Source organism: Geomonas diazotrophica (genome assembly GCF_018919385.1).
Classification (GTDB): Bacteria; Desulfobacterota; Desulfuromonadia; order Geobacterales; family Geobacteraceae; genus Geomonas; species Geomonas diazotrophica.
Window position 1 is genome coordinate 1 of record NZ_JAHLMF010000048.1, and the last position, 324, is coordinate 324.

A 324-nucleotide genomic window follows, 5' to 3' on the forward strand; every position below is an offset into this window, starting at 1 on the left:
TTCCCATACACCTCATAGACCATCTGTTTCGAAGCATGGCCCATTAGCTTGACGAGTCTTAGCGGGTTGATCCCGACCAGGAGGCTCCATGCTGCGAAGGAGTGTCGCGCCGAGTAGGAAGTGAAATAGGTGATCCCGGCAGCGTCAACGGCCTTTTTCCATACTTTGCAGAACCGAGAGCTGTTGAATCGTGCGCCGTCCTCCATAGTGAAGACGTAAGGAGATTCGGAGCGGTTCAGGATTACGTCGAGGCGTTGTCTCAGCGCCTTGGTAATGAAGATTTGACGCTTCCTGAATGCAGTCTTCAGGGTTTGCTTGTCCTGG

At 53.1% G+C, this 324-nt stretch carries 1 protein-coding gene; it reads right to left on the reverse strand.

Annotation, left to right across the window (positions count from 1 at the left end; all coding sequences use genetic code 11):
- Nucleotides 1-324, reverse strand: a 324-nt coding sequence (locus KOM00_RS20505; RefSeq protein WP_216500871.1) for a tyrosine-type recombinase/integrase, incomplete at both ends; no start/stop codon positions are given.